Annotated in this window: 4 protein-coding genes; 2 read left to right on the forward strand and 2 right to left on the reverse strand. The window is 50.4% G+C overall.

The annotated features are described in order from the left end of the window. Positions 1 to 502 precede the first annotated feature (502 nt). Positions 503 to 1,333, forward strand: coding sequence for a prolipoprotein diacylglyceryl transferase (locus VLH40_05935; GenBank protein ID HSV31543.1), 831 nt, complete (start codon positions 503 to 505; stop codon positions 1,331 to 1,333). A gap of 307 nt (positions 1,334 to 1,640) precedes the next feature. Here VLH40_05935 and VLH40_05940 read toward each other — a convergent pair whose 3' ends face one another. After that, on the reverse strand, positions 1,641 to 2,747 hold the full coding sequence (locus VLH40_05940) for an alcohol dehydrogenase catalytic domain-containing protein (GenBank protein ID HSV31544.1): 1,107 nt from the start codon (positions 2,745 to 2,747) through the stop codon (positions 1,641 to 1,643). 72 nt (positions 2,748 to 2,819) lie between these two features. Further along, positions 2,820 to 2,993, reverse strand: a complete 174-nt coding sequence (locus tag VLH40_05945; protein HSV31545.1) for a hypothetical protein — start codon at positions 2,991 to 2,993, stop codon at positions 2,820 to 2,822. 101 nt (positions 2,994 to 3,094) lie between these two features. On the opposite strand from VLH40_05945, the gene VLH40_05950 reads away from it, so the two are divergent. Then, on the forward strand, positions 3,095 to 3,557 hold a 463-nt coding region (locus VLH40_05950), incomplete at its 3' end, for a DUF6062 family protein (GenBank protein ID HSV31546.1).

Here is a 3,557-nt window from a genome sequence, read left to right on the forward strand (position 1 = left end):
CCGGGAGGGGTCCTGTTTCCGCCAAATGGACAGGTAGAGCCAGGGGATCAGTTCTTCCATCGGTTTGGTTCGGTTCCTTTGACCATTCCTCGGTAACGGGCTTTGCTTTACTCATGGCCTGTCTTCTCTTCGGGGGAGCGAGGTGATTTCTTCATAGGAACTTCACCTTAGGATACGCCACCGGTTTTTATTTGGCTATACATAAGTTTTGAGGGTAGCTCCCGAGTATAATACCGACAAACAATGCGTTTTTCAAAGAAAATCCTCCTTCCAAAATCAGTTTATATGTAAATTTACATAAATTTATCATTTTTCGAGGAACTTTGTCAAGAAAAACAAAACTGCTTACAATATGACCGGTACGATATGCCAGTATCTTTCCCACTGTTCTTTCGTCTGCTTTCCGGTACAATAAGATAACATTTCTTCGCCAAACAGGTAGAAGAGAAAAGTGGGGAGGGCTATCGCCAAATAGTCCTATAGCAAAAGGAGCGTGTCAGTGATGATGCAAGGCGGTTTCAACCCGGTCGCTTTCAGTATCGGACCTCTCACCATCCGCTGGTATGGGGTGGCCATGGCTTTGTCCATATTCCTGGCCATCTGGTATCTGCTGAGAAAAGGTAAATCACTCGGCATCAAAGAAGAGGCCCTTTTGACGATGAGTTTTTTGGCGGTCATCTGTGGGCTGATCGGTGCCCGGCTGGTTTTTGTCGCCGCCAATCACCCCGACTGGTTCTGGCGAAAACCGGTTCAGATCTTCAAAGTCTATGAGGGAGGATTGGCCTGGCACGGCGGACTGTTGGGTGGAGTGGCGGCAGCTTGGTGGTATCTTCGTTTTCGAGTTCGAATCTCCTTCAACCTGGTGGCGGATCTGGCTGTCCCGGGTTTAGGCCTGGGATATTCCCTGATCCGGGTGGCCAATATCATCAATCAGGAAATACTCGGCCGCCCTACGGATTTTTCCTTCGGACGCTGGCCGGCACAGTCTGTCGGTATCGGCATCGGAATCTTTCTCTTTATCCGCTATTTCTATCTTGACCGCTACCGTTTGCCGATCGGTTACCAGTTCTGGTCTTTTGTCTTTTACCACCAGATACTAAGGGGACTCCTGGAAGAAACCATCCGGGATATGCCTCTGGTCATAGCTGTGTATTTAAACCGCTCATGGGGTATGGGGTTTTTCACCGCCGCCCAGGTAGCTACGTTGCCGATCCTATTGTTCGTTTGGCGGATGTGGCCCCGTAAAGATCAAGAAGCATCACCGACGATTGCTCCGCCCACCGATCGGCGGGGAAAAACTACCGCTAAACGACGGAGGGAGCGTTCAGGCTGAAACACGGTTCTCATCAAGCGCTGTCTAACGAATGAAAAAACCAACGAAACAACACATTGCAGGTGGAAGTATGGCCAAAGTGATAAATAGGAACCATTCGCCGACTACAGAGCGATCCGCAGCCTGCTCGTTGTGGGTTGTCTCCTGTCTGCTCATCTCAGTCCTGGACTGATGATATCGTGTCACCTGAATGAAAGATGCCGTGAAAAGAGCCCGGGCTCTTTTCACGGCATCTTTCAGCTTTTACTCAATATCTCCAACCCAACACAACTTTGAAATTCTTCTCAACCTCTATGCATACGCGCAATTATGGCTTCAGCAGCACCTTGATGGCTTCGTCTCCCTTTTCCATCATTTCGAGTCCCTTCATATAGTCCTCCAATGGAAGTTCCTGGGTAATGATGTGATCGGCCTTTACTTTCCCTTCGTGGAGAAAACGGATAGCTGTCGGATAGGCGTAGGGGCTGAGGTGGGCACCTAAAATATCCAGTTCCTTCACGTCACCGATAATGCTCCAGTCCACTGTGACCGGTTCGTTATAAACACTGAACTCTACGAACCGGCCCAGCCGCCTGATCATCTGCAAACCCTGAATGGTCCCCTTGGGATGGCCGCTGGCTTGAATGTACACGTCACATCCGTACCCCTCGGTCAGATCCTTGACCTGGCTGACAACGTCATCTGTAGCTGGATTCATCACCAGATCCGCACCAAGGCTTTTCGCCAGACTTAGCCGGTTCGGCTTGAGATCAACTGCAATCAATAATTTGGGATTTTTCATCCGGGCGGTTTGGAGCATTCCCAAACCCAAAGTACCCATCCCGGCGATTACCACCACATCGTCCAATTGTATATTTGCCCGGTCCACAGCGTGAATCCCACAGCCCAAGGGTTCGATATACGGAGCGATCTTCAGAGGAAACCCCTCCGGCAGTTTGTGGTTTCGGGTCATGGCATTCCATTTCATGTACTCGGCGAAACCCCCGTCGGCGATCCCCTTCTTGAATCCAAAAATCGCGTGAGGCTCACACATCCAGTACTCACCTCTTCGACAGAACCGGCATGCCCCACAAGGAACGATCTGTTCGGAAGTGGCCCAGTCACCCAGGGAAAGCCCATGAATTTCCTCAGCACCTTCTCCCAGGGCCACGACTTGTCCGTAAAACTCGTGACCGGGAATCACCGGCGGGTCGATGTAACGAGGCTGGCCATCTCCACCCCAGATCCGGGCTGCACCATGAAACGCCTTGACATCACCGATACAGATTCCACATCCTCCTACCTTGATCAAGACTTCACCCGGCCCGACCTGGGGAACATTCACTTCTTCCAGCCGGAAATCACCCGGTTTATAGTCTACCACGGCTTTCATCTTTTTCGGTATATCGCCTGATGTCTTGACCTGTGTCATCATTTAACCTCCCCAGTCATAATATTAGTGCAAAGATGTGAAGACGAGCCGGTGTATGAAAGTGGAAAAACGTCCTTAGCGCTCAGCCTTATCGTCCCACTGTTGTCCGGAACACACCGCAGCGGGATTATCCAAATCAACCTTCACATCTAATTCAAGAATACCAGCAAGAAGCTTATTGCGCAACAAAAAAGCCAGGTATCGGAACAACATTCTCCAAAGCCGGTCCCCGAAAGCCGTAACATTCAATTCCCTTGCCCTCTCCGAAAGGCTCTGCTACAATCCATTGAAGACTCCCGGTAGAGGACGAAAAACATAAAAGCGATGGACAGACATCAGGTAAGTGCGTCTTGAATAGGAAAACAGACGCACGTTGGCATGATCTCCAGGAAAACATCTCCCGGTCCGGCTGTTTTCTATGCCGGATGGAACGAGGTTTCGAGGAAAGGTATCTAAACACGCTTTTTTACGAAAATATCACCGATCCCTCCATCAGGGATTCGCTTCGCCGGCAGGGAGGATTTTGTCCTGACCATGTCCGGCTGATTTACCGGCTACGGCCATCCGTTCTGGGCATTGCCATTCTTTACGCCGACCTGACCAAGGCATATCTTGAAGATTCCCACCGGGGAAGAACAGCGTGCTCTCTCTGTATAACTCGCCAGGAAAAAGAGCAATCTCTCAAAGAAGGCGTAGTCCATTACTGGAAAGACCTCCAACCCCTATGGGGATCGCGCACCTTTTTGTGCCTAAGACATTTACATGCCGAAGATTGGCCGAAGAACATCCGCCAGGATCTGGAATCGCTGACCC

This window comes from Atribacteraceae bacterium (genome assembly GCA_035477455.1).
Taxonomy (GTDB): Bacteria; Atribacterota; Atribacteria; order Atribacterales; family Atribacteraceae; genus DATIKP01.